The sequence below is a fragment of the Streptomyces sp. NPDC087901 genome (genome assembly GCF_044742205.1).
Lineage (GTDB): Bacteria > Actinomycetota > Actinomycetes > Streptomycetales > Streptomycetaceae > Streptomyces.
This window is the reverse complement of the sequence record NZ_JBIUUC010000011.1, coordinates 1-25,713: the sequence shown is the minus strand read 5'-3', so window position 1 is coordinate 25,713 and position 25,713 is coordinate 1. Positions and strand designations below refer to the sequence as shown.

At 69.9% G+C, this 25,713-nt stretch carries 14 protein-coding genes and 1 tRNA gene; 4 read left to right on the top strand and 11 right to left on the bottom strand.

Translation table 11 applies throughout. The annotated features are described in order from the left end of the window. Positions 1–182: 182 nt before the first annotated feature. From ACIOEW_RS28715 to ACIOEW_RS28705, 3 genes are all read left to right on the top strand, one after another. A complete protein-coding gene (locus ACIOEW_RS28715) occupies positions 183–4,850 on the top strand; it encodes a DEAD/DEAH box helicase (RefSeq protein WP_362549251.1) in 4,668 nt (1,555 codons plus the stop codon). 173 nt (positions 4,851–5,023) lie between these two features. Beyond that, entirely contained in the window at positions 5,024–5,851 is an 828-nt protein-coding gene (locus ACIOEW_RS28710; RefSeq protein ID WP_401967105.1) for a DNA-formamidopyrimidine glycosylase family protein, read from the top strand. A 107-nt stretch (positions 5,852–5,958) separates the two neighbouring features. Next, the gene (locus ACIOEW_RS28705) at positions 5,959–6,723 is read left to right on the top strand and encodes an SDR family NAD(P)-dependent oxidoreductase (RefSeq protein WP_362549245.1); all 765 of its coding nucleotides are present in this window, start codon (positions 5,959–5,961) and stop codon (positions 6,721–6,723) included. 676 nt (positions 6,724–7,399) lie between these two features. Here ACIOEW_RS28705 and ACIOEW_RS28700 read toward each other — a convergent pair. From ACIOEW_RS28700 to ACIOEW_RS28655, 10 genes are all read right to left on the bottom strand, one after another. After that, positions 7,400–7,594 (bottom strand): CsbD family protein, encoded by a 195-nt coding sequence (locus tag ACIOEW_RS28700; protein ID WP_362549242.1) that lies wholly within the window; start codon positions 7,592–7,594, stop codon positions 7,400–7,402. 109 nt (positions 7,595–7,703) lie between these two features. Continuing rightward, positions 7,704–8,174, bottom strand: coding sequence for a DNA starvation/stationary phase protection protein (locus tag ACIOEW_RS28695; RefSeq protein WP_362549239.1), 471 nt, complete (start codon positions 8,172–8,174; stop codon positions 7,704–7,706). 244 nt (positions 8,175–8,418) lie between these two features. Next, positions 8,419–8,802: a helix-turn-helix transcriptional regulator gene (locus ACIOEW_RS28690; protein ID WP_362549236.1), complete on the bottom strand. Its 384-nt coding sequence runs from the start codon at positions 8,800–8,802 to the stop codon at positions 8,419–8,421. A gap of 109 nt (positions 8,803–8,911) precedes the next feature. Beyond that, on the bottom strand, positions 8,912–9,421 hold the full coding sequence (locus ACIOEW_RS28685) for a nicotinamide-nucleotide amidohydrolase family protein (protein ID WP_362549233.1): 510 nt from the start codon (positions 9,419–9,421) through the stop codon (positions 8,912–8,914). Continuing rightward, positions 9,418–10,230, bottom strand: a complete 813-nt coding sequence (pgsA, locus tag ACIOEW_RS28680; protein WP_401967100.1) for a CDP-diacylglycerol--glycerol-3-phosphate 3-phosphatidyltransferase — start codon at positions 10,228–10,230, stop codon at positions 9,418–9,420. The genes ACIOEW_RS28685 and pgsA overlap by 4 nt, the downstream gene beginning before the upstream one ends. Further along, entirely contained in the window at positions 10,227–11,705 is a 1,479-nt protein-coding gene (gene rimO, locus ACIOEW_RS28675; protein ID WP_401967097.1) for a 30S ribosomal protein S12 methylthiotransferase RimO, read from the bottom strand. The genes pgsA and rimO overlap by 4 nt, the downstream gene beginning before the upstream one ends. 134 nt (positions 11,706–11,839) lie before the next feature. Beyond that, a complete protein-coding gene (locus tag ACIOEW_RS28670; protein ID WP_362549227.1) occupies positions 11,840–12,640 on the bottom strand; it encodes a helix-turn-helix domain-containing protein in 801 nt (266 codons plus the stop codon). Positions 12,641–12,844: 204 nt separating this feature from the next. Continuing rightward, a complete protein-coding gene (locus ACIOEW_RS28665; RefSeq protein ID WP_401967094.1) occupies positions 12,845–15,619 on the bottom strand; it encodes a DNA translocase FtsK in 2,775 nt (924 codons plus the stop codon). Between the two features lie 242 nt (positions 15,620–15,861). Beyond that, a complete protein-coding gene (locus ACIOEW_RS28660; RefSeq protein ID WP_401967091.1) occupies positions 15,862–16,539 on the bottom strand; it encodes a two-component system response regulator in 678 nt (225 codons plus the stop codon). Between the two features lie 245 nt (positions 16,540–16,784). After that, positions 16,785–22,268: a HAMP domain-containing protein gene (locus ACIOEW_RS28655; RefSeq protein ID WP_362549218.1), complete on the bottom strand. Its 5,484-nt coding sequence runs from the start codon at positions 22,266–22,268 to the stop codon at positions 16,785–16,787. Positions 22,269–22,682: 414 nt separating this feature from the next. On the opposite strand from ACIOEW_RS28655, the gene ACIOEW_RS28650 reads away from it, so the two are divergent. Then, on the top strand, positions 22,683–25,301 hold the full coding sequence (locus ACIOEW_RS28650) for a SpoIIE family protein phosphatase (RefSeq protein ID WP_362549215.1): 2,619 nt from the start codon (positions 22,683–22,685) through the stop codon (positions 25,299–25,301). 81 nt (positions 25,302–25,382) lie between these two features. Here the strand turns inward: ACIOEW_RS28650 and ACIOEW_RS28645 are convergent. Continuing rightward, positions 25,383–25,455, bottom strand: a tRNA-Thr gene (locus ACIOEW_RS28645). Between the last annotated feature and the right edge of the window lie 258 nt (positions 25,456–25,713).

Here is a 25,713-nt window from a genome sequence, read left to right as displayed (position 1 = left end):
GTCGAATTCTCGCAGTTCGCGGGGCCCGGGGACATCGGCGCAACGACCGTCGTCGCGAGCCCCGGGGGACATCGGCCCAAGCGCCGGCCGAGGGCGTCGCGGCCTCGGTCACGGACGGCTGCACGGCGCCGGCCGGGCCGTCTCCGCAGCCGTTGTCAGTGGCGGGGTGCACGATGGGGGACATGACCGGCTCCGCACTCGATTCGTTCTCCCCCGCGACCCGCAGCTGGTTCACGGGGGCCTTCAGCGCGCCCACAGCCGCGCAGGAAGGCGCCTGGCGGGCGATCGGTGAGGGGTCGGACGTCCTGGTCGTCGCGCCTACCGGATCGGGAAAGACCCTGGCCGCCTTCCTCGCCGCCCTGGACCAGTTGACCGCGGTCCCGCCGCCCGCCGAGGCGAAGAAGCGCTGCCGTGTGCTCTACGTGTCGCCCCTCAAGGCCCTCGCCGTCGACGTGGAGCGCAATCTCCGCTCGCCGCTGACCGGTATCCGCCAGGAATCGGCGCGCCTGGGGCTGCCCGAGCCCGAGGTCCGGGTGGGTATCCGCTCCGGCGACACCCCGCCCGCCGAGCGTCGATCGATGGCGACGCGGCCGCCGGACATCCTGATCACCACTCCCGAGTCCCTCTTCCTGATGCTGACGTCCTCGGCGCGGGAGGCGCTGGCCGGCATCGAAACGGTGATTCTCGACGAGGTGCACGCGGTCGCGGGCACCAAGCGGGGCGCCCATCTCGCCGTGTCGCTCGAGCGGCTCGACGAGTTGCTTCCCCGGCCGGCCCGAAGGATCGGCCTGTCGGCCACGGTCCGTCCGGTCGACGAGGTCGCACGCTTCCTCTCGCCGCAGCGGAGGGTGGAGATCGTCCAGCCGCCGTCCACCAAACAGTTCGATCTGTCGGTGGTCGTGCCCGTCGAGGACCTGGGGGAGCTCGGCGGTTCCCCCGCCACCGACCCGGACTCCTCCGGCCAGGCGGACAAACCGTCGATCTGGCCGCATGTGGAGGAGCGGATCGCGGATCTCGTCCAGTCCCACCGCTCCACGATCGTCTTCGCCAACTCCCGCCGTCTCGCCGAGCGGCTCTGCAACCGGCTCAACGAGATCGCGTACGAGCGCGCCACCGGCGAGACGATGCCCGAGGCCCACTCCCCCGCCGAGGTCATGGCGGAGTCCGGCGCGGCGAAGGGCGCGCCGCCGCTCCTCGCCCGGGCCCACCACGGATCGGTCTCCAAGGAGCAGCGCGCCCAGGTCGAGGAGGACCTCAAGGCGGGCCGGCTGCCCGCTGTGGTCGCCACCTCCAGCCTGGAGCTGGGCATCGACATGGGTGCGGTCGACCTGGTGATCCAGGTGGAGTCACCGCCGTCGGTCGCCTCCGGACTGCAGCGGGTCGGCCGTGCCGGGCACCAGGTGGGCGCGGTCTCCACCGGGGTCGTCTTCCCGAAGTACCGGGGCGATCTGGTGCAGGCGGCCGTGGTCACCGAGCGGATGCGCGAGGGGTCCATCGAGGCGCTGCGGATCCCGTCCAATCCGCTGGATGTGCTGGCCCAGCAGCTGGTCGCGATGGTCGCCCTGGACAGCTGGCAGGTGGACGACCTGCTGGCGGTGACCCGCCGGGCCGCCCCCTTCGCCTCGCTCCCGGAGTCGGCGTTCACCGCCGTGCTCGACATGCTCGCCGGCCGCTATCCGTCCGACGCCTTCGCCGAGCTGCGTCCCCGCGTCGTCTGGGACCGGGTCGCCGGTACGGTCACAGGCCGCCCCGGCGCCCAGCGGCTCGCCGTCACCTCCGGCGGCACCATCCCCGACCGCGGGCTCTTCGGGGTCTTCCTGGCGGGCTCCGACCCCAAGAAGGGCGGCGGCCGGGTCGGAGAGCTGGACGAGGAGATGGTGTACGAATCCCGGGTGGGCGATGTCTTCACGCTGGGCACCACGTCCTGGCGGATCGAGGACATCACCCGCGACCGGGTCCTGGTCTCGCCTGCCCCTGGCGTTCCGGGACGGCTGCCGTTCTGGAAGGGCGACCAGCTGGGCCGTCCGCTGGAGCTGGGGCGTGCGCTGGGGGCCTTCCTGCGCGAGCTCGGCGGGCTGTCCCCCGAGGACGCCCGGCAGCGGCTGCTGGCCGCGGGCCTGGACACCTGGGCCGTGGACAACGTGCTGTCCTACATCGACGAGCAGCGCCGGGCCTGCGGCCACGTGCCGGACGACCGGACCATCCTCGTCGAGCGTTTCCGCGACGAGCTGGGCGACTGGCGCGTCGTTGTGCACTCCCCCTTCGGCGCCCAGGTGCACGCCCCGTGGGCGCTCGCCCTCAGTGCCCGCCTCGGCGAGCGGTACGGCATGGATGCCCAGGTCATGCATGCCGACGACGGCATCGTGCTGAGGCTTCCGGACGCGGACATGATGGGTCTGGACCTCCTCGACTTCGACCCCGTACAGGGCTCGGTCCAGGACCCCGGCGCCGCGCCGCTCCCCCCGGCCAACGCAGCCCTCGACAGTGACCAGCCCCCCGTCGGCGCCGCCGATGTGGCCTTCGACAAGGGCGAGATCGAGCAGATCGTCACGGACCAGGTCGGCGGCTCCGCCCTGTTCGCATCCCGGTTCCGCGAGTGCGCGGCCCGCGCGCTGCTGCTGCCCCGGCGTAGTCCCGGCAAGCGCACACCGCTGTGGCAGCAGCGCCAGCGGGCCTCCCAGCTCCTCCAGGTCGCCTCCGAGTTCGGCTCGTTCCCCATCGTTCTCGAAGCGGTCCGCGAATGTCTCCAGGACGTCTTCGACGTCCCCGGGCTCACCGAGGTGATGAGCGACCTGGAAGCCCGCCGGATCCGCCTGGTCGAGGTGACCACCCAGGAACCCTCCCCGTTCGCCCGCTCGCTCCTGTTCGGCTACGTCGCGCAGTTCCTGTACGAGGGCGACTCGCCCCTGGCCGAGCGGCGGGCCGCCGCGCTCTCGCTCGACTCCCATCTCCTGGCCGAGCTGCTCGGCCGAGCGGAGTTGCGCGAGCTGCTCGACGCCGAGGTCCTGACCGAGCTGGAGCAGGAGCTCCAGTGGCTGGCGGAAGACCGCCGGATCAAGGACATCGAAGGGGTCGCCGATCTTCTGCGGGTCCTGGGCCCGCTCACCGATTCGGAACTGACCGAGCGCGGCGCCGAGCCCCAGTGGGCGCAGGAGCTGGCGTCGGCACGCCGCGCCATCCGGGTCCGGATCGGCGGCGGCGATCACTGGGCGGCCATCGAGGACGCGGGCCGGCTGCGCGACGCCCTGGGCACGGCGCTTCCGGTCGGCGTCCCCGAGGCGTTCACCGAACCGGTGAAGGACCCCCTCGGCGATCTCCTCGCCCGCTACGCCCGTACGCACGGCCCGTTCACCTCCACCGCGGCTGCCGCCCGGTTCGGTCTCGGCACCGCCGTCACCGACGGGGCACTGCAACGGCTCGCGGCCTCGGGCCGGATCGTCCAGGGCGAATTCCACCCCGCCGGAATCGGCCAGGAGTGGTGCGACGCCACGGTGTTGCGGCGGCTGCGGCGCCGCTCGCTCGCCGCGCTCCGCCATGAGCTGGAGCCGGTGCCTCCCGCCGCGCTGGCGGGGTTCCTCCCCCAGTGGCAGCATCTCGGCAGCAGCAGCCTGCGCGGAATCGACGGACTGGCGCGTGCCATCGAGCAGTTGCAGGGCGCGCCCGTCCCCGCGTCCGCGCTGGAGAAGCTCATCCTGCCGAGCCGCGTCAGCGGCTACTCCCCCGCGCTCCTGGACGAACTCACCACCACCGGCGAGGTCGTGTGGGCCGGTGCGGGCGCCCTCCCAGGCAAGGACGGCTGGCTCTCCCTCTATCCGGCCGACAGCGCGCCCCTGCTCCTGCCTCCCCCTCGTCCGCTCGAGCTCAGCGCGCTGCACGAATCCGTGCTGACCACGCTGAGCGGTGGGTACGGGCTCTTCTTCCGCCAGATCGCCGATCAGGTCCGCGCCACCACACACCCTGACTCCACCGACCCGCAACTGGCGGACGCCCTCTGGGACCTCGCCTGGTCCGGCCGGCTCACCAACGACACACTCGCCCCGCTGCGTGCACTGCTCGGCTCCGGGCGCACGGCGGGGTCGACCGCGCACCGCGCCAAACGCAGTGTTCCGCGCGGCCGCTACGGCTCACTGACGGCTGCGGCACGCCCCGTCTCGCGCACCGGTCCGCCCACGGTGTCGGGCCGCTGGTCCCTGCTGCCGCCCTCCGAACCCGAGCCCACGCACCGGGCCCACGCCCTCGCGCGCACCCTCCTGGACCGGCATGGCGTGGTGACCCGCGGCGCGGTCCAGGCCGAGGGCGTCGAGGGCGGCTTCTCTGCCGCGTACCGAGTGCTGTCCGCCTTCGAGGACAACGGGCAGGCGCGCCGCGGCTACGTCGTGGAGGGTCTGGGGGCGGCGCAGTTCGCCATGGACGGCGCGGTCGACCGGCTCCGTGCGGCCGCCACCGCCCGCGACCGCACGGAGCCGGGCGCGGATCCCCGTGCTCTGGTCCTCGCCGCGGCCGACCCCGCCAACGCCTACGGCGCGGCCCTGCCGTGGCCTGAGCCGCCGGCCGGGGCCGGGCACAAGCCCGGGCGCAAGGCAGGCTCCCTCGTGGTCCTGGTCGACGGTGAGCTGACGCTCTACATGGAGCGCGGCGGCAAGACACTGCTGGCCTGGCCGACCGATCCGGACGACCCCGCGCTTCGGGCCGCCGCGGCCGCCCTGGCCGCCTCTGCCCGCGCCGGAGCCCTCGGCACGGTCACGGTCGAGCGCACCAACGGCGCCTCGTCCCTGACCTCACCCCTCGGCCGCACTCTGGAGTCGGCGGGTTTCCTCGCCACCCCGAGAGGCCTCCGCCTGCGCGCCTGATCCCCGCTCCCACCTCAGCACACCGGGGGTGCCACGCCCCGCCGCCGGCACGTCGGGCTGCACACCACACCCAAGCGACCAGGGCCCCAGGCCCATCGCGCCACAGCCGCCCTCCCCCGGATCGCAGGGTCACCCCGCCCGCACCCGCCGCCGTCCCCGCGCATCATGGACGTATGCCCGAAGGAGACACCGTCCTGCAGACCGCGAAACGGCTGCACAGCGCGCTGGCCGGTCAGGTCCTCACCCGGTCCGATCTGCGCGTCCCCAGGTTCGCCACCGCCGATCTCACCGGCCGGACCGTTCTCGACTTCTCCGCGCGCGGCAAGCACCTGCTGACCCGTATCGAGGGCGGCCTCACCCTCCACAGTCATCTGCGGATGGACGGCGCCTGGCGTGTCTATGCCCCCGACGAACGGTGGCGCGGCGGCCCCGCCCACCAGATCCGCGCCGTCCTGGCCAACACCGCGCACACCGCCGTCGGCTACCGCCTCCCCGTTCTCGAACTCCTCCGGACCGGGGACGAGGAGAAGGTCGTCGGCCACCTCGGCCCGGACCTGCTGGGCCCGGACTGGAACGCCGACACCGCGCTGCACCGACTGCTCACCGATCCTGCCCGCCCTCTCGGCGAGGCTCTCCTGGACCAGCGCAATCTGGCCGGCATCGGCAACGTCTACAAATGCGAGCTCTGCTTCCTGGCCCGCGCCACCCCCTGGCTCCCCATCGGCCGACTGCCCGAACACACGGCGGCCCTCCTGGTCACCACGGCCAAACAGCTCCTGGAAGCCAACCGCGACCGCCCGGTCCGCACCACCACCCTCGGCGCCCGGCCCCGGACCACCGGCACTCCGGCTTCCCGCACCCGCCGCCCGAGCGAGAACCTCTGGGTCTACGGCCGGACCCACCGCCCCTGTCTGCGCTGCGGGACACCGATCCGCGCGTCGGAGCAGGACACCCGCCCCACCTACTGGTGCCCCCGATGCCAATCGGGACCCACCCCATAGCGGACGCCCCACCTGGACAGGTGGACGGCCCATCACCGCAGCGCAGTGGACAACCCATCGCCGCACCATAGTTGACGACCCGTCAGAAGCAGTCGTACGGTCCGGTCATGCCCCTCGTCGCGTACGACCTCACCGGCCGCTCCGCGTTCGTCACCGGCGCCGCAGGCGGAATCGGCCGCGCCACCGCCGTCCTGCTGGCGGAGGCCGGCGCCTGCGTCCACTGCGCCGATCTCGACGAGAAGGGCCTCCTGGAGACCCTCGACCTGATCGCGGCCGCAGGTGGCGAAGCCCACACCCATCCGCTCGATGTCACCGACCGCAACCAGGTCCGGGCCGCGGTCGCCGCCGCCGGCGATCTGGACATCCTGGCCGCCGTTGCCGGGATCATGCATACGAGCAGTGTCCTGGAAACCGCTGACGAGGACCTCGACCGTGTGCTCTCGGTCAATTTCAAGGGGGTCCTGTACGCCTGCCAGGAAACCGCCCGCAGGATGGTCGCGCGCGGCGCCCCCGGCTCGCTGATCACGATGGCCTCGGGCGCGGTCGACTCCGCGAGCCCCGGCCTGCTCTGCTACAGCGCGGCCAAGGCTGCCGTGGTCCAGCTGACCAAGACGCTGGCGACCGAGCTGGGACCTCACGGCATCCGGGTCAACGCGGTCGCGCCCGGCTGGATCCGCACCCCCATGACCGCCCGCCACGACGCGGAGCAGCAGCACCGGGCCGAGGCGACGATGGCGCGCATTTCGCCGCTGGGCAGGGTCGGCGAGCCCGATGACGTCGCGCACACGGTGCTGCATCTGGCATCGGACGCGTCGGCCTTCATGACCGGCCAGATCCTCCGCCCGAACGGCGGCGTCGCCATGCCCTGGTAGCGCGCCACGCCCTGCCGACGGACCAGGACCGGCCGCCCGTACGCCAGAACCGGCGCTTCGCGCGACCCGACAGGGCTGACGCACGCCAGGACCGGCCGGCCTCGCGCCACGACGAGCCGGATATCGACGAGCCCGGTATCGACGAGCTGGATATCGGCGACTGCGATATCAGTGACTGCCAGGTACGGCCCACACCGCGCACGCCCCCGGCACAGCGCCGCAGCAAGCCTGTGCCCGCGTCGAATATCCCGGTCGGCCGGGCCGTCTCGGCCACGTGCACGGGCAGGAGGCTGAGCCCCCATCCACCCGCCGCCACCGCCCCCTCGACCGGCCCCGCCTGCGCAGGCTCCAGCACCAGCCGCAGCACGGCCCACCACCACACACCGCCGAGCACGAGCGCCGGCACCCACCGCCGCACCATGGCTGCCTCCTTCGGGCGAACCCCGGGGCCTGTCGTTCGGAGCATGCCGGGTTCTCGGAATCCGTCCTGATCCGAACGGAAGACCTTAGTCCGGCCCGATCACCCTGCGGGAGAGCGCACCGGCGCAGTACCGGCGCGCATGTAGCAGTCGCACGCCTCGCACTCCGTCCCGCCGGACTGCGTATCCCCGCAGCGGGTCCGGTGCAGCGGGGAGCCCCCACCGCTTCCGGTGGGGGCTCCCCGCTGCACTGCCGTTCAGTCCTTGTCGTCGGGGGTCAGGGAGTCCTTGACGCCCTCGGCCCGCTCCCGGGTCTCGCCCATGGCGCCCTTGGCCTTGCCCTTCGCCTGGTCCGCCTTGCCCTCGGACTCCATGCGCTTGTTGCCGGTCATCTTGCCCATGGCTTCCTTGGCCTTGCCTGCGATCTTGTCCTTCGCGCTTTCGTCGGTCATCACAACTCCTTGCGTCGTACGTACCGGACTCTGCCCGATCCCGGGCAGGCCGGTTGGAATGGAGCCCCGGCCGGGCAAGAACCCGCCGGGTGAGTCGGGGGAACCCCGGTCAGGCGCTCTCCGCCTGGAACATCCACGCGTGCTTCTCGAGGTCGGCGGTGAGCGCGATGAGGATGTCCTGGCTGACGGGGTCGGGGTCACCCGTCACCTCGATCCGCTCGCGCATCCGACCGATCACCACGCTCAGGGCGTCCACCAGGGTCCGTACCGCATCGACATCCTTGACCCAGCCCGCAGGCACGGAATCGATGGCCGTGGTCCTGGCGATCGTCCCCGACCGTCCGTCCGGATTGACACCCAGCGCGGAGGCTCGTTCGGCCACCGTGTCGGAGTGCTGGCGGGCGGTGTCGACGACCTCGTCGAGCTGAAGGTGCACGGACCTGAACCGAGGCCCCACCACGTTCCAGTGGACCTGCTTGGCCACCAGGGAGAGATCGACGAGGTCCACCAGGGCGCCCTGGAGCGCATCACCCACGGACTTGAGGTCGGTCTCGGACAGCGGGCTCTTCACCACAGACATGCACGTCTCCGATCTGGTATCCGTTCCGTTCAGCACCAACCACGATGGCACAAACGAAGCAAAACGGTCATCCGGGGAAGTGCTCGAAGAGAGCGTTCCCCGGTCTCATCCATGCGCCTGCCCGCCGGAAGCACGCCAACACCTCCTCCGCCACATCCCCCGCACACCACTCGAACGCGCAGAAGCCCCGGCCCACCCCCTGAGGGGAGGACCGGGGCTCCGGCTTCACACTGAACCGAACGGGTCAGGCGGCGACGACATCCACCGCTTCCGCAGGCGCCTTGATGGTCACCCGCCCCGTCGGTACACCCGTCACCGACGAAACGGAGACGGAATTGAGCATGGGGCGCACCGGTACTGGTACCGGATCACCGGCTGTCGCCGACTCGGCCAGTTCAGCCAGGGACAGCTCATCGCTCACTTCACGCATGAGCTCGGACATCCGTACATCAAGCGCGTCGCAAATGGCGGAGAGCAGTTCGGAGGATGCCTCCTTCTGCCCCCGCTCCACCTCGGAGAGATAGCCGAGCGAAACTCGGGCGGACGAGGAGACTTCGCGCAGAGTACGGCCTTGGCGCTGGCGCTGCCGACGCAGCACGTCACCAAGCAGGCGACGGAGCAGAATCATCGGTGGCTCCCTCCTCGGACCGCGTAGCCGCATCCTTCACGCCCCACCGTACCGCCTAGCGCTGCGGCCGTGCGGGGAGCGATGTCGTGTTCACTCAGGGCTGCAAACATCAATTCCCCCCGTTGTGTTCCGTATCCTGTGCGCTCGCGTACCCGCCGAGTTCGCCGGAGAGCAGTTCGAGCACGCTCCGTACGCTCTCTCTACGGATGTCCGCCCGTCCGCCGTTCAACCGCAGCGCGGTCACTTTCCCGGCGTCACAGGGCCCGCAGACTGCGACGAAGACCGTTCCGACCGGTTGGCCGTCCTGTGGCTCGGGGCCCGCGACACCGGTTGTCGCCACTCCCCAGTCCGCGCCGAGCGCCCGGCGTACGCCCGCCGCCATCTGGCGCGCGACTTCGGCGTCCACTGCCCCTCGCGCCGCCAGAAGCTCCGCGTCCACGCCCAGGACTTCACTCTTGAGGGGGGTCGCATAGGCGGTCACCGACCCTCGGAATGCCTGCGAGGCACCGGGTACGGACGTCAGCTCCGCCGCGACCAGGCCTCCGGTCAACGATTCGGCGACGGCGAGGCTCTCGCCCCGCTCGACGAGCAGCCGCAGCACCTGGGCCGCGGCTGTCACCGCTCGGCCTCCGCGGCACCGCGGTTCCCGGCGACCCGCTTCGGGCCCTTGGCTCCCTCGGAGGCGGTCCCGGCGGTCTCGGCCCGCCTGGAGGCCTGCCCCTCGTCCTTGGCGCTCTCCAGAGCCGCCTCAGCGTTCTCGGCAGCTCCCTGAACGGCAGCCGCCTTCTCCTCCGCGCGCCCCTGACGCCGCAGCACGACGGCCTGGCGCACATAGTCCAGGCCGGTGACGACCGTCAGCACGACGGCCACCGCCATCACCCAGAAGCGCATCGTGGCCAGTGGACCGGTCAGTGCCAGGACGTACATCCCGACGGCGGTCCCCTGGGCCAGCGTCTTCATCTTCCCGCCACGGCTGGCCGGGATCACGCCGTGCCTGATCACCCAGAACCGCAGCACCGTGATGCCGAGCTCGCGGAAGAGGATCACACCCGTGACCCACCAGGGAAGATCACCGAGGTACGACAGACAGATCAGCGCCGCACCCATGATCGCCTTGTCGGCGATCGGGTCGGCGATCTTCCCGAAGTCGGTGACCAGGTCGTACTTACGCGCCAGATGCCCGTCGAACACGTCGGTGATCATCGCGACGGCGAACGCGGCCCAGGCGATGGAACGCCAGGCCGGGTCGTATCCGCCGTCGTGGAGCAGCAGTACGACGAATCCGGGAACCAGCACCAGCCGCGCCATGGTGAGCAGGTTGGCGATGTTCCACAGGCTGGCCTGGTTGACGGCCGCAGCACCCAGTTTTCCGCCGCGGACCGGCGTCGCGCCGGTACCACCTGCCGCGGATGCCGGTGCTCCGGTCATCTGGCTACCTCCGCAAGTTCACGACACTCGGCCACCAGGTCCACACCTTCGGTGCCCACTACCTTTGCCTCGACCATACGGCCCGGGACAAGCCCCTCGCGTGCGGTGAAGAGCACCTGACCGTCCGTTTCGGGCGCCTGGTGAGCGGCGCGGCCCACGGCGCGCGACTCGTCCTCGGTGGCCTCGACCGACTCGACCAGGACCTGGAGCGACTCACCGACGCGCTCCTCGGCCCGCTGCGAGGTCAGCTCCTCGGCCAGCTGCGAGATGTGTGACAGCCGCTCGGCGATCGTGTCGGCGTCCAGCTTGTTCTCGTACCCGACCGCCTCGGTGCCGTCCTCGTCGGAGTAGCCGAAGACGCCGATGGCGTCGAGACGGGCACCGGTGAGGAACCGTTCCAGCTCCGCAAGGTCCGCCTCGGTCTCGCCGGGGAAGCCCACGATGAAGTTGGAGCGCGCGCCGGCCTGCGGTGCCTTGCTACGGATGGTGTGCAGGAGCTCCAGGAAGCTGTCCGTGTCGCCGAAGCGGCGCATCGCGCGCAGCACGCCGGGGGCCGAGTGCTGGAACGACAGGTCGAAGTAGGGCGCGACCTTCGGCGTCGAGGTCAGGACGTCGATCAGACCGGGCCGCATCTCGGCGGGCTGCAGGTAGCTGACGCGAATGCGCTCGATGCCCTCGACGTCCGCGAGCTCCGGAAGGAGTGTCTCCAGGAGGCGGATGTCGCCGAGGTCCTTGCCGTACGAGGTGTTGTTCTCGGAGACCAGCATGACCTCCTTCACACCCTGCTCGGCCAGCCAGCGGGTCTCGCCCAGGACGTCCGAGGGCCGCCGCGAGATGAAGGAGCCGCGGAAGGACGGGATGGCGCAGAAGGAGCAGCGGCGGTCGCAGCCCGAGGCGAGCTTCACGGAGGCGACGGGGCTGGTGCCCAGCCGACGGCGCAGAGGCGCCCTCGGGCCGGAGACCGGCGCGACTCCCTCCGGGAGATCGGCGGGGGCAGGTGCGGCCTCCTGGGCGTGGCCGGGGAGGGCGACGGCTGCGTCCTGGCGGTCGGCCGGGCTGATGGGCAGCAGCTTGCGGCGGTCGCGCGGGGTGTGGGAGGCGTGGATGCCGCCGTTGAGAATGGTCTGGAGGCGGTCGGAGATGTCTGCGTAGTCGTCGAATCCGAGGACTCCGTCCGCTTCCGGCAGGGCCTCGGCGAGGTCCTTGCCGTAGCGCTCGGCCATGCAGCCGACGGCGACGACGGCCTGGGTCCGGCCGTGATCCTTCAGGTCATTGGCTTCGAGCAGGGCATCGACGGAGTCCTTCTTGGCGGCCTCGACGAATCCACAGGTGTTGACCACGGCGACATCGGCATCGGAGGCATCCTCGACGAGCTCCCAGCCGTCCGCTGCCAAGCGGCCTGCAAGCTCCTCCGAGTCCACCTCGTTACGGGCGCATCCAAGAGTGACAAGGGCGACGGTACGGCGTTCGGGCATGGGCTCAAGACTACTTTGTCCCGGCACTGGCCCCGCCGCGCAGGGTTCGACCACTACAGGGAGTGACAAAGGCGGCGAGCCCCCGGCACGATGGCCCGGCGCTCGCCGCCTCTGTGAACTGTCGGATCGTGAGGTCAGCCGACCTCGGGATCGCCCTTGGTGTACGAGAGCCGCTCCACCTGTCCGGGCTGGAACTGGTCCTCGACCTTCTTGCCGTTGACGAAGAGATCGATCGATCCGGCGTCACCGAGGACGAGGTCGACCCGCTCCTTGTCCTGGAAGGTCTTCGTCTCGCCCTGCTGGAGGGTTCCGTCGAAGAGGGACCGGCCGTTGTGGTCCTTGGCGGAGATCCAGCTCTTGCCCTGGCTCGCGCTGAGCTTGACCGTCACCTTGTCCTGGGGCGCTGCCGCGATGGCACTGTCCGAGGGGGCCGGCTTGGGATCGACGGGTTTACTGGACGCCGGCTTGGGTGTGATCTTGTCGGACGTCGGGCCTTCGGCCACCTGGCCGGCGGTCGAGGGCTCGTCACCGCCCTTGAAGAAGGTGAAGCCGACGAATCCGACCACGGCGACGATGGCCGCGACCATGGCCGCGGTCCAGTTGGGCCGCCGGGGTTCGGAACGGATCCGCTCGGCTTCGAACATCGGTGCCGCCGGCGTCGGCGCGGGACGGCCGCCGTGCTCGGCGTCGTACTGCGAAACCAGCGGTTCCGGATCGGTGCCTACGGCACGTGCGAGTGTTCGGATATGGCCGCGGGCGTACACGTCGCCGCCGCAGCGGGAGAAGTCGTCCTCCTCGATCGCGTGCACGATGGGGATGCGCACCCGGGTGGACGTGCTGACCTCTTCGACCGTGAGACCTGCGGCGATACGAGCCTGCTGAAGCACTCGACCGATCGAAGGCCGGTCGTCTTCGGGGGAGTTGCCGATGGACACGGGGGCGCCTTTCGAGCGTGAGCCACCTGCTGGGTGTTCAGTCTAGGGGGGGTACGAAAGGGTGGGGCAACCGGGAGGTAGGACTTTGTACGCCATCAGATTCGAACAGAGTCGGATTCGCCGGACCGCCCCGGGAAGGAACATCCTGCTGTCCCTCCCTTCAACTTGACGTACGACCCGGCGAAACGGTTGCCCGCAAAACCCTTACGAACCGGTTTCCCCACGGATCAGCGCCAACACCCCGTCGAGCTCGTCCGGTTTCACCATGACGTCGCGCGCCTTGGAGCCCTCGCTGGGGCCGACGATGTTCCGCGACTCCATCAGGTCCATCAGCCGGCCGGCCTTCGCGAAACCCACCCGCAGCTTGCGCTGGAGCATCGATGTGGACCCGAACTGGGTGGAGACGACCAGCTCAGCGGCCTGGCAGAGCAGATCCAGATCGTCGCCGATGTCCTCGTCGATCTCCTTCTTCTGCTTCGTCCCGACCACCACGTCCTCGCGGAAGACGGGGGCCATCTGATCCTTGCAGTGCTGGACGACCGCCGCGACCTCGTCCTCGGTGACGAAGGCACCCTGCATACGGGTCGGCTTGTTCGCCCCCATCGGCAGGAACAGTCCGTCACCCTTTCCGATGAGCTTCTCGGCTCCGGGCTGGTCGAGGATGACGCGGCTGTCGGCCAGCGACGAGGTCGCGAAGGCGAGACGGGAGGGCACGTTCGCCTTGATCAGACCGGTGACGACGTCCACCGAGGGGCGCTGGGTGGCGAGCACCAGATGGATACCGGCGGCGCGGGCCAGCTGGGTGATGCGGACGATCGAGTCCTCGACGTCCCGGGGGGCCACCATCATGAGGTCGGCCAGCTCGTCGACGATCACCAGCAGATACGGGTACGGCGACAGCTCCCGCTCGCTGCCCTCCGGCGTCTTGAGCTTGCCGGTGCGGACGGCGTGGTTGAAGTCGTCGATGTGCCGGTAGCCGAACGCGGCGAGGTCGTCATAACGCAGGTCCATCTCGCGCACCACCCACTGGAGCGCCTCGGCGGCCTTCTTGGGGTTGGTGATGATCGGCGTGATCAGGTGCGGAATACCCTCGTACGCGGTCAGCTCGACGCGTTTCGGGTCGACCAGCACCATGCGGACGTCCTCCGGCGTCGCCCGCACCATCACCGAGGTGATGAGGCAGTTGATGCAGGAGGACTTGCCGGAACCGGTGGCACCGGCCACCAGGACGTGCGGCATCTTCGCGAGGTTGGCCATTTCGTACCCGCCCTCGACGTTCTTGCCGAGCGCGACCAGCATCGGGTGGTCGTCCTCCGCCGCGTCCGCGAGCCGCAGCACGTCGCCGAGGTTGACCATCTCCCGGTCGGAGTTGGGGATCTCGATGCCGACCGCGGACTTCCCCGGGATCGGGGAGATGATCCGGACGTCGGGGCTGGCGACGGCGTACGCGATGTTCTTGGCGAGCGCCGTGATCCGCTCGACCTTCACGGCGGGTCCGAGCTCCACCTCGTACCGCGTCACCGTGGGACCGCGGGTGAAACCGGTGACAGCGGCGTCGACCTTGAATTCGGTGAAGACGTTGGTCAGCGACGCGACGATTGCGTCGTTGGCGGCGCTGCGGGTCTTGCCGGGGCCGCCCCGCTCCAGCAGGTCGAGCGAGGGCAGCGAGTAGGTGATGTCGCCGGAGAGCTGGAGCTGCTCGGCGCGGGGCGGCAGCGGCTGCGACTGCGAGCGGTCGGGCGCCTGCTTGGTCAGGTCGGGCACGCCCCCGGCGGGCGAGGACGCCTTCTCCCCCGGCCTCCGGGCCGGCTCCGCCTCCCTGGCACCGGGCACCGGAGTGCCCGTGCGCTCGCGGTCCACCGAGACGCCCTGGGTGAGGTCGGCGACGACCGGCGAGGGCGGCATGCCGTTGAGCACCGCCCCGTCGAGCGCGGCGGCTGCGGCGGCGGCGACGTCCACGGCGTCCATGGTGCGGTTCATCGCCGGCTGCACGGAGGGCCTGCGCGGCCTGCGGCGCTTGGAGAGCGCGTCGGTCTCCGCCCGGTCGGGGTCGTACTCGTCGGGCGCCTCGGAACGGCGGACGGAGGAGCGGCGCGAACCGGCGGGCAGCGACTCACGCCACTGCTCGTCGTACCGCTCGTCGTCGTCCTCGTCCAGCGCCTCCGGGTCGTACACCGGGTCGATGATTCCCAGCTTGGAACCGAGCAGCCGCAGCCGCTGCGGAATCGCGTTCACCGGGGTCGCCGTCACGACCAGCAGTCCGAAGACGGTCAGGAGCAGGAGCAGCGGTACGGCGAGCACCTCGCCCATGGTGAAGATCAGCGGTTTGGAGGCGGCCCAGCCGATGAGGCCGCCCGCGTCCTGCATGGCCTCGGTGCCCTCCTCGCGTCCCGGCGATCCGCACGCGATGTGGACCTGTCCGAGCACGCCGATGACCAGCGCGGAGAGCCCGATGACGATGCGGCCGTTGGCCTCGGGCTTCTCCGGATACAGGATCAGCCGTACGGCGACGGCGCCCAGCAGTATCGGCACGAGGAGGTCGAGCCGGCCGAAGGCTCCGGTGACGAGCATCTCGACGAGGTCGCCGACCGGGCCGCGGAGATTCGACCAGGTGCCCGCGGCGACGATCAGCGCGAGGCCGAGCAGCAGCAGCGCGACGCCGTCCTTGCGGTGGGCGGGGTCGAGCCCCTTGGCACCGCGCCCTATGCCGCGGAACATCGCGCCGACGGCGTGGGCCGCACCGAGCCAGACGGCGCGCACCAGGCGGTACACACCGCTGGTGGGCGACGGCGCCGGTTTGGGCGCTGCGGCCTTCTTGGCCACCGCCTTCTTCGCGGGTGCCTTCTTGGCGGGTGCGGCTTTCTTCGCCGCGGTCTTCTTGGCGGGCGCGGCTTTCTTGGCCGGGCCCGGGGCACGGCCGGCGCGCTTCGCGGTGCCCGCCGTGCCCTGGGAACCCTTGCCGGACGTACGTGAGGCCATGGGGCCGAGGTTACCGGTGTCTGCGGCAGTGAACACGTGCGCGTGCCGGTTCACCCGACCGTGTCGCCGTACGGCGGCCGCAAACTGACGTTCCCTCACCGGTCACACGGACACTGCATGCCCGCCGGCCGGGGATGTCCGTACCGGGACACGACCGCCGACCGGCCGCTCTCTCGGCTCAGTTGAGGCCCCGCCGGCCCGAAGGGACCTGACGGAGAGGGGCGGTACAGCCCACGGCCGCGCTACGAGGGAAGGGGCATGGGTCCGCCACCGGTGCCGGGCTCCAGGGCGTCCAGCGCCCGGCGCAGCCCGGTCAGCTTCCGTTCGAGGTGCGCGGCGGTGGCAACGGCCCCGGCGTCCGCCGACTCGTCGTCCAGCTGCTTGGAGAGGGCCTCGGCCTGCTCCTCGACGGCCGCGAGCCGCGCGGAGAGTTCGGCCAGCAGCCCGGCGGGCTCCTTCTCGCGGTTCACACCCCCGTGACCGCCGCCCTCCAATTGGAGTCGCAGCAGCGCCGCCTGCTCACGCAACTGGCAGTTCTTCATGTACAGCTCGACGAAGACCGAGACCTTGGCACGCAGCACCCAGGGGTCGAACGGCTTCGAGATGTAGTCCACCGCGCCGGCCGCATAACCCCGGAAGGTGTGGTGCGGGCCGTGGTTGATCGCGGTGAGAAAGATGATCGGGATGTCCCGGGTCCGTTCCCGCCGCTTGATGTGCGCCGCGGTTTCGAACCCGTCCATGCCCGGCATCTGGACGTCCAGCAGAATGACCGCGAAGTCGTCCGTGAGCAGCGCTTTGAGCGCCTCCTCCCCTGACGATGCCCGGACCAGTGTCTGATCGAGCGCAGAGAGGATGGCCTCCAGCGCCAGCAGATTCTCCGGCCGGTCATCGACCAGGAGGATCTTGGCCTTCTGCACCATGGCCCGTCCTCCTCGTCCCGGAATTGCACCGGGCGCCGCCCCAGGGGACGGCTCCCTTACGCCGTCCGTCCTTGTGCCGGTCATGGTAGCCGCACCCCGCCCGTCACCACACCCTGTCACCGCGATGTCACTGTGCACACAGGGAAAACGCGGTGAGAGACCAGAAGGTTCCCCGAAAATCGCGCTCCCACACTCCTTCCGACACAGGCAATCAACAGAACACGATTGATTCGCTCAATTTCCGATCACTCTCCGCGCATCCACTGCTCCATAACCGAAAGCAGATGATCAGAGTCGACCGGCTTGGTGACGTAGTCGGATGCTCCGGACTCGATCGCCTTCTCGCGGTCGCCCTTCATCGCCTTGGCGGTCAGCGCGATGATCGGCAGACCGGCGAACTGCGGCATCCTGCGGATCGCCGAGGTCGTCGCGTAACCGTCCATCTCCGGCATCATGATGTCCATCAGTACGACCGTCACATCGTCGTGCTGCTCCAGGACTTCGATCCCCTCGCGCCCGTTCTCCGCGTACAGAACCGACAGCCCGTGCTGCTCCAGCACGCTGGTGAGCGCGAAGACGTTACGGATGTCGTCGTCGACGATCAACACCTTCTCGCCGCCGAACCGGAACGTCCTGCGGACCTCCGGCTCCTCCTGGCCGCCGAGCGTCCACGGCTCCTGCGGGGACTGCCGCTCCGCCGGAGAAGCCGCCCGGGGCGGCAGCGCGGGCTGCTGCCGCGCACCGCCCAGCGCCTTGCGCCGACGCCTCAACAGCCCCGCCGCACCGCCCTGGTCGTGCACGCTCCCCGGCCTCCCGGAGGCCTCCCCGAAGGTCTGGAAACCGGGTCCGGAGCCCTGCCCCATCCCCTGGCCGGCCTCGGGAAGCCGGCCGCTCTCGACCGCCGCACCGTGCATCTCGATGGGGCCGGGGCCGATCTGCGGGTAACCCTGCGGCGGGAGTTCGCTCGGGTGCAGCGGCAGGTACAGCGTGAACGTCGAGCCGCGGCCGGGCTCGCTCGCCGCATGGATCTCGCCACCCAGCAGCCGTGCGATCTCCCGGCTGATGGAAAGGCCGAGACCGGTACCGCCGTACTTGCGGCTGGTCGTCCCGTCCGCCTGCTTGAACGCCTCGAAGATCACCAGCATCTTGCTCGACGCGATCCCGATACCGGTGTCGGTCACCGAGAAGGCGATCAGATCAGCGTCGGCGTCCCGCAGTGAACCGGCTTCCAGCAGCTGCTCACGAATGGCGTTCGGCACCTCGGCACCGGCGTGCCGGATCACCAGCTCGACGGCGCCGCCGTCGGTGAACTTCACCGCGTTGGAGAGCAGATTGCGCAGCACCTGAAGCAGCCGCTGTTCGTCGGTGTGCAGCGTGGCCGGGAGTTCCGGAGACACCCGTACGGAGAAATCCAGCCCCTTTTCCGCGGTCAGCGGCCGGAACGTCGCCTCCACGTAGTCGACCAGCTGAACCAGGGCGATCCGGGTCGGACTGACGTCCATCTTGCCCGCCTCGACCTTCGACAGATCCAGGATGTCGTTGATCAGCTGGAGCAGGTCGGAACCGGCACCGTGGATCGTCTCGGCGAATTCCACCTGTTTCGGCGACAGATTGCCCTCGGCGTTGTCCGCCAGGAGTTTGGCCAGAATGAGCAGCGAGTTGAGCGGCGTCCGCAACTCGTGCGACATGTTCGCGAGGAACTCCGACTTGTACCGCATGGAGACGGCCAGCTGTTCGGCACGTTCCTCCAGGACCTGCCGCGCCTCCTCGATCTCGGTGTTCTTGACCTCGATGTCGCGGTTCTGCTGGGCCAGCAGCTCGGCCTTCTCCTCCAGTTCGGCATTGGACGCCTGGAGGGCCTTCTGCCGGTTCTCCAACTCCTGGGACCGGTCGCGCAATTGCTCGGTGAGCTCCTGCGACTGCTCCAGCAGCTTCTCAGTCGTGGTGTTGACGCTGATCGTGTTGACGCTGGTGGCGATCATCTCGGCGAGCTGGTTGAGGAAGTCCCGCTGGATGTGGGTGAACGGCTGGAAGGAGGCCAGTTCGATCACCCCGAGGACCTTCCCCTCGAAGAGCACCGGCAGCACGATCACATGCGCGGGCGGCGCCTCGCCGAGACCGGAGGAGATCTTCAGGTACCCCGGCGGCACGTTGTCCACCTGGATCGTCCGCTTCTCCTCCGCCGCCGTACCGATGAGCGTCTCACCGGGCCGGAAGGACGTCGGCATGGAGCCGGCGGAGTAGCCGTAGCTGCCCCGCATCCGGAGCTCGTACGAACCCTCCCTGTCCCCGTCCGCCCCCAGGGCGTCGGCATCTCCCGTCGCCATGGCGAGGAAGAAGGCGCCGTGCTGCGCGGAGACGACCGGCGTCAGCTCGCTCATGATCAGCGAGGCCACGTCGTCCAGATCGCGCCGCCCCTGCATCAGACCGGAGATCCGGGCGAGATTGCCCTTGAGCCAGTCCTGCTCCTTGTTCGTGGCGGTGGTGTCGCGCAGGTTCGCGATCATCGTGTTGATGTTGTCCTGCAGGGCCTGGATCTCGCCCGCGGCATCCACATCGATCTTGAGATTGAGATCGCCGCGGGTCACCGCGGTGGCGACGGCCGCGATGGCACGCACCTGACGGGTCAGGTTCCCGGCCATCTCGTTCACCGACTCGGTGAGGTCGCGCCAGGTGCCGTCCACGTCCCGGACCCGCGCCTGGCCGCCCAGCTGTCCCTCGGTACCCACCTCGCGCGCCACCCGGGTCACCTGGTCGGCGAACGAGGACAGCTGGTCGACCATCGTGTTGATGGTGTTCTTCAGCTCGAGGATCTCACCGCGGGCATCGATGTCGATCTTCTTGGTGAGATCACCCTTGGCGATGGCCGTGGTGACCGTGGCGATCTGGCGCACCTGGCCGGTCAGGTTGGACGCCATCGAGTTCACGGACTCGGTGAGGTCCTTCCACGTACCGGAGACCCCGGGGACGCGCGCCTGGCCGCCCAGTTCACCCTCCGTGCCCACCTCACGGGCGACTCGCGTCACCTCGTCGGCGAACGACGACAGGGTCGTCACCATCGTGTTGACGGTGTCGGCCAGCTCGGCGACCTCACCGCGCGCCTCGACGGTGACCTTCTTCGTCAGGTCGCCGTTGGCCACCGCGGACGAGACGCGGGAGATGTTCCGCACCTGACTGGTCAGGTTGTTGGCCATCAGGTTGACGTTCTCGCTGAGGTCCTTCCAGATGCCCGTCGCCCCGCGCACCCGGGCCTGGCCACCCAGGATGCCCTCGGTGCCCACCTCGCGGGCCACCCGCGTCACCTCGTCGCCGAAGTTCATCAGCTGGTCGACCATCGTGTTGACGGTGGTGACCAGTTCGAGGATCTCGCCCTTGGCGTCGACGGTGATCTTCTTGGAGAGATCGCCGTTGGCGACCGCGGTGGTGACCTCGGCGATGTTGCGGACCTGAAGGGTCAGGTTGTTCGCCATGCCGTTGACGGACTGGGTGAGGTCCTTCCACGTACCGGACACACCCTGCACCTCGGCCTGACCGCCGAGGATGCCCTCCGTACCCACCTCACGGGCGACCCGCGTCACCTGCTCGGCGAAGTTGGAGAGCTGGTCGACCATCGTGTTGAGGGTGTTCTTCAGCTCGAGGATCTCGCCGCGCGCGTCCACGTCGATCTTCTGCGACAGGTCACCGCGCGCCACCGCCGTGGCGACCTGCGCGATGTTACGGACCTGAGCAGTGAGGTTCCCGGCCATGCCGTTCACCGAATCGGTCAGATCACGCCACACACCTGCCACGCCGGGCACCTGCGCCTGGCCTCCGAGACGCCCGTCGGTGCCCACCTCGCGTGCCACCCGGGTCACCTGCTCGGCGAAGGCGGAGAGCTGGTCGACCATCGTGTTGATGGTGTTCTTCAGCTCGAGGATCTCGCCGCGCGCGTCCACGTCGATCTTCTGCGACAGGTCGCCCCGCGCCACCGCCGTGGTCACCTGGGCGATCTGGCGCACCTGGGAGGTCAGGTTCCCCGCCATGAAGTTGACGGAGTCGGTGAGCTCCTTCCACGTACCGGAGACACCGTCGACCCGCGCCTGACCGCCGAGGCGGCCCTCCGTGCCCACGTCCCTCGCCATCCTCGTCACCTGGTCGGCGAAGGAGGACAGCTGCGCCACCATCGTGTTGACGGTGTTCTTCAGTTCCAGCATCTCGCCGGCCACATCGACGGTGACCTTCTGCGACAGGTCGCCATTCGCCACCGCGGTCGTCACCTGGGCGATGTCGCGCACCTGACCCGTCAGGTTCCGGAACGCCGTGTTCACGGAGTCCGTGAGGTCCTTCCAGGTACCCGCCGCACCCGGCACCTCGGCCTGGCCGCCGAGACGTCCCTCGACGCCGACTTCCCGGGCCACCCGGGTCACTTCCGAACCGAAGGACTGAAGCTGGTCGACCATCGTGTTGACGGTGTTCTTCAGCTCCAGCATCTCGCCGGCCACGTCGACGGTGACCTTCTGCGACATGTCACCGCTGGCCACGGCCGTGGTCACCTGGGCGATGTCGCGCACCTGGGTCGTCAGGTTACGGAAGACCGTGTTCACCGAGTCGGTGAGGTCCTTCCAGGTGCCCGCCGCGCCCGGCACCTGCGCCTGGCCTCCGAGCAGGCCCTCGCCGCCGACCTCGCTGGCCACGCGTGTGACCTCGTCCGCGAAGGTGCGGAGCGTCTCGGTCATCTGGTTGATCGTCTCGGCGAGCTGCGCGACCTCGCCGCGCGCGCTCACCCGGACCTTCTGCGACAGGTCACCGTTGGCGACCGCCGTCGTCACCTCCGCGATGCCGCGCACCTGGGAGGTGAGGTTGCCCGCCATCGTGTTGACGGAGTCGGTCAGGTCCTTCCAGACCCCGGCCACACCCGGCACCGTCGCCTGCCCGCCCAGCTCGCCCTCGGTACCCACCTCACGGGCGACGCGGGTCACCTCGGAGGAGAACGAGGACAGCTGGTCGACCATCGTGTTGACGGTGTTCTTCAGCTGAGCCATCTCGCCGGCCACATGGACGGTGACCTTCCGCGACAGATCGCCCTTGGCGACCGCCGTCGTCACCAGGGCGATGTCGCGCACCTGCGCGGTCAACCGGTACGCCATGGTGTTCACGGAGTCCGTGAGGTCCTTCCAGGACCCGGACATCCCGCGCACCTGAGCCTGGCCGCCCAGCTTGCCCTCGGTGCCCACCTCGACCGCGACCCGCGTCACCTGCTCGGTGAACGCGGACAGCTGGTCGACCAGGTTGTTGACCGTACGGGCAACCTTCAGGAACTCGCCGCGCAGCGGCCGTACCGTCTCGTCCGCCGTGTGCGAACGCAGCTCCATCCGCTGTTCGAGATCTCCGTCGGCCACCGCCGACAGCACCCGCCCGACCTCCGAGACCGGACGCGCGAGATCATCGACCAGCTCGTTGGACGCGTCGATCGCGGCGGCCCAGGAGCCCTCGCAGGCCCCCGTCTCCAGCCGCTCGGTGAGCTTGCCCTCCCGGCCGACCACGCGACGCACGCGCGCGAGTTCACCGGTGAGATGCACGTTGCGGTCGGCGACCTCGTTGAAGACCGCCGCGAGCTCGGCCATGACACCGTCGCCTGAGACGGTCACCCGCCTGCGGAAGTTGCCGTCCCGCATGGCCACCAGACCGGAGAGCAGTCTGTTGAGTGCCGCGGCGTCGACCTCGACGGTTCCATTGCGCTGCTTCTTCACGGGCTGTCCGCCTTTACTGCGCGTACCTGTTCCCCGCGCCGCCACGTCAGACTCCACCGTGTCCCTCCCGCAGGGGTTGACCGAATCGCTCGGGCCTTGTCCGAGAGCTTGCCCAGATCATCTGAGGCTCACCGCCACAGCCCACCGTTGACGGGTGACTATGCGGACGTCAAATCGTTGAAACGTACCAGGCCGGAACCGGTCGGGGTGGAGCGTCCCATGGTTGTCCCACATCCCTCCATGAGGAAGCCCACACTTGTCCGGTCACGCGCCTGTTCCTGTCCGTCCTTGCCCGAACCCGGCCCTCGTGTATCCGGCACCTGCACGAAGCGTCTAGCCTGGCAAGGCGAATCGAAGCGGCGATAAACGGGCACAGGACTCGGGAAAGCGACGAGACACCATATGGGGAGTGCTGTGATCACGGCGCGCGCGGCTGCCACCTTCGACCCAGTCGGGCGCTCCGTCGCGACGGCCCGCGCCTTTGTCCGGGACACGCTCCAGGGGTGGGGATACACCGACGTCGTCGACGACGCCGTCGTCCTCACCAGCGAGCTCGTCACCAACGCTGTGGTGCATGCGGGCACGGCGGCGGACGTGCTGTGCCTGCGCACGGAGGACGGTGTCCGGGTCGAGGTCTCCGACCACTACCCGGAACGGGAGATCCCGCTCCAGTCCACCGGGCTGGACTTCGGCAGTCCCGACCGGGAGGGCGGCCGCGGCCTCCTCCTGTGCGCGGCACTCGCCTCCCGCTGGGGAGTCGAGTACTCCCCCACGCACAAACATGTCTGGTTCCAGCTCGATCTCCCCGACCGCCCCGTGGGTATCCGCTCCGCCGGCCCACTGCTCCCCGTCGACCTGCTCCCCGTCACCGACGAACGGGTCAGAGTCGCCGTCATCCAGATCGACAGCACGGGCTCCGTCGCGGCGTGGAACGACGACGCCTCGTATCTGTTCGGGCACACGGCGGAGCAGGTCACCGGCAAGCAGTTCACCGACTTCACCGCCTGGCCGCAGACCCCGGGCACCAACACCGGCATCGCCGACGCGCTGCGCCTATCGCGCTGGGAGGGCAGCTACGGCATGCGCGGCGCCGACGGCCGCACGATCCCGGTCTACGGCTCCCACCTGCGCGTCCGGGACACCCAGGGCGAACCCTCGACGGTGTGCCTGCTGGTGCGCGACTACGAGCGGGCCGTGCTCCAGTCACCGGTACGCACGCCGGTCTCCGATGCGAACACCGAGAGCCGCACGACGGATCCCTTCGAGGTCTTCATCGGCTCTCCCGCCCCCGACGATCTCGACGGGCTGCTCCAGCGCACCGTCGAACGGGCCCGCGACATGCTCGACGCCGACGCGGCCTTCCTGCTGCTGGCGACGGACGACGAGACCGAACTGGAAGTACGCGCCACGACAGGCCTGCCCTCCGCCCGTCAGCGCTTCGCCCGCGTCCCCGTCGAAGCCGGCACCGGAAGGTACGGCTCCGCGCGCATGCCTGCCGTCCATGAGGACCTCGACGCCGTGCCCGGCGCCGTCCCCCTGCTCGGCGACACGGGCATGCGCTCGGTGGTCACGGTCCCGCTGAAGGTCGAGGGGCGGCTCACGGGCTCCCTGGGTGTCGCGGCCGAGGCCGCCGGCCGGTACTCCAACGAGGAGGCCCTGCGCCTCCAGTTCGCCGCCGACCGCATCGCCCTGGCCGTCGAGTCCGCCCGTCTGGGAGAGCTTGAACGGCTGCGCCGCGGCTCGCTCTCCTTCCTCGTCGAGGCGTCCGACCTGCTGGCCGGCACGCTCGACCGCGACCAGACGCTCGCCCTGATGGCACAGATGACCGTCCCCACCCTGGCCACCTGGTGTGCCGTCTACACGATCGCCGACCAGGCCTCGGACCCGTACCTCTCGTACGTACTGCACGAGGACGAGGAGCGCATCGACGGCCTCAAGGCCCTGCTCTCCAAGATCTCGCCGCCCGACCCGGTGCCGACGCCCGGCGCCCGTGTCTGGTCCGCACCGTCGGAGGCCGCCCATCAGGCCGCCCTGCGCACATCGATGCGCAGCATCGGCCTCGGTGACCCCGGCGGGCTCGGCGCGGGCATCCGTACGACACTCGCCACCGCGGCCGCGGTGGGCGGGGAGACCGTGGTCCTTCCTCTGGTTGCCCGCAACCGGGTCATCGGCATGCTCACGCTCGGCAAGCCGTCCGACGACCACTTTCGCCAGGAGATCCTGGAGCTGGCCGAGGACCTCTCCCGCCGGGCCGCCCTGGCGCTGGACAACGCCCGTCTCTACTCGGAGCGCACGGCCATCAGCCAGGCCCTCCAGCGCAGCCTGCTGCCTCCGGGCCTGCCCGATGTTCCCAATGTCGAGATCGAGGTCATCTACCGGGCAGCCGGTGAGGGCAACGAGGTGGGCGGCGACTTCTATGACGTCTTCCCGATCCGCGACGGCGCCTACGGTTTCGCCATCGGCGACGTCTGCGGTACGGGTCCGGAGGCCGCGGCCGTCACGGGCCTGGCTCGTCACGCCCTGCGCCTCCTCGCCCGCGAGGGCTTCGGCGGCCCCGCCGTCCTGGAGCGCCTGAACGCCGCCATCCTGGACGAGGGCGCCCGCAGTCGCTTCCTGACCCTTCTGTACGGGGAGTTGTGGCCGCAGGAGGACGGCAGCGCCCTCCTGAAGGTGGTGTGCGCAGGCCATCCGTTGCCGCTGCGCCTGCGCCAGGACGGCTCGGTCGAGGCAGCGGCGGATCCGCAGCCCCTGCTGGGCGTCATCGAGGACCTGGAGCTGTACGAGCAGACGCTGACCCTGGAGCCGGGCGATGTTCTGCTGTGCGTGACGGACGGCGTCACCGAACGCCGCGAGGGCGCCCGCATGCTCGGCGACGACGGCCTGGCGGACGTTCTGGCCAACTGCACGGGCCTCACAGCGGGCGCGGTCGCGGCACGCATTCTGCGGGCGGTCGAGCGATTCGCCGCCGAGCCGGCCTCGGACGACATGGCCATCCTCGCGATGCGCGTCCCCGAGCCACAGGCCGCTGTATAGCTCGCGTCGACTCCGGACAGTCCAGGACGCCCGGATACGCGAAAGGCCCCCGCCATCTGGCGGGGGCCTTTCGTCTGTCTGAGCCCCAATGCGGAATCGAACCGCAGACCTTCTCCTTACCATGGAGACGCTCTACCGACTGAGCTATTGGGGCCTTGCTGCCCTGCGGCAACGAGCTAAAGCATACCTCGAACCAGGGGGTATGCAAAACCATCTGTCGCACCGTCACCATCCCGCCCACCAGGGGTGTTCCGGGAGCGAGCCCACGTCCTCGCCCTGCCCCGCACCCCCGCCACAGTGCGCCGGCGACCGGGCCTGGAACGCAGAAAAGCCCCGTGCCACAAGGGCACGGGGCTTAACTATCAAAAGGAGTTCGGCGGCGTCCTACTCTCCCACAGGGTCCCCCCTGCAG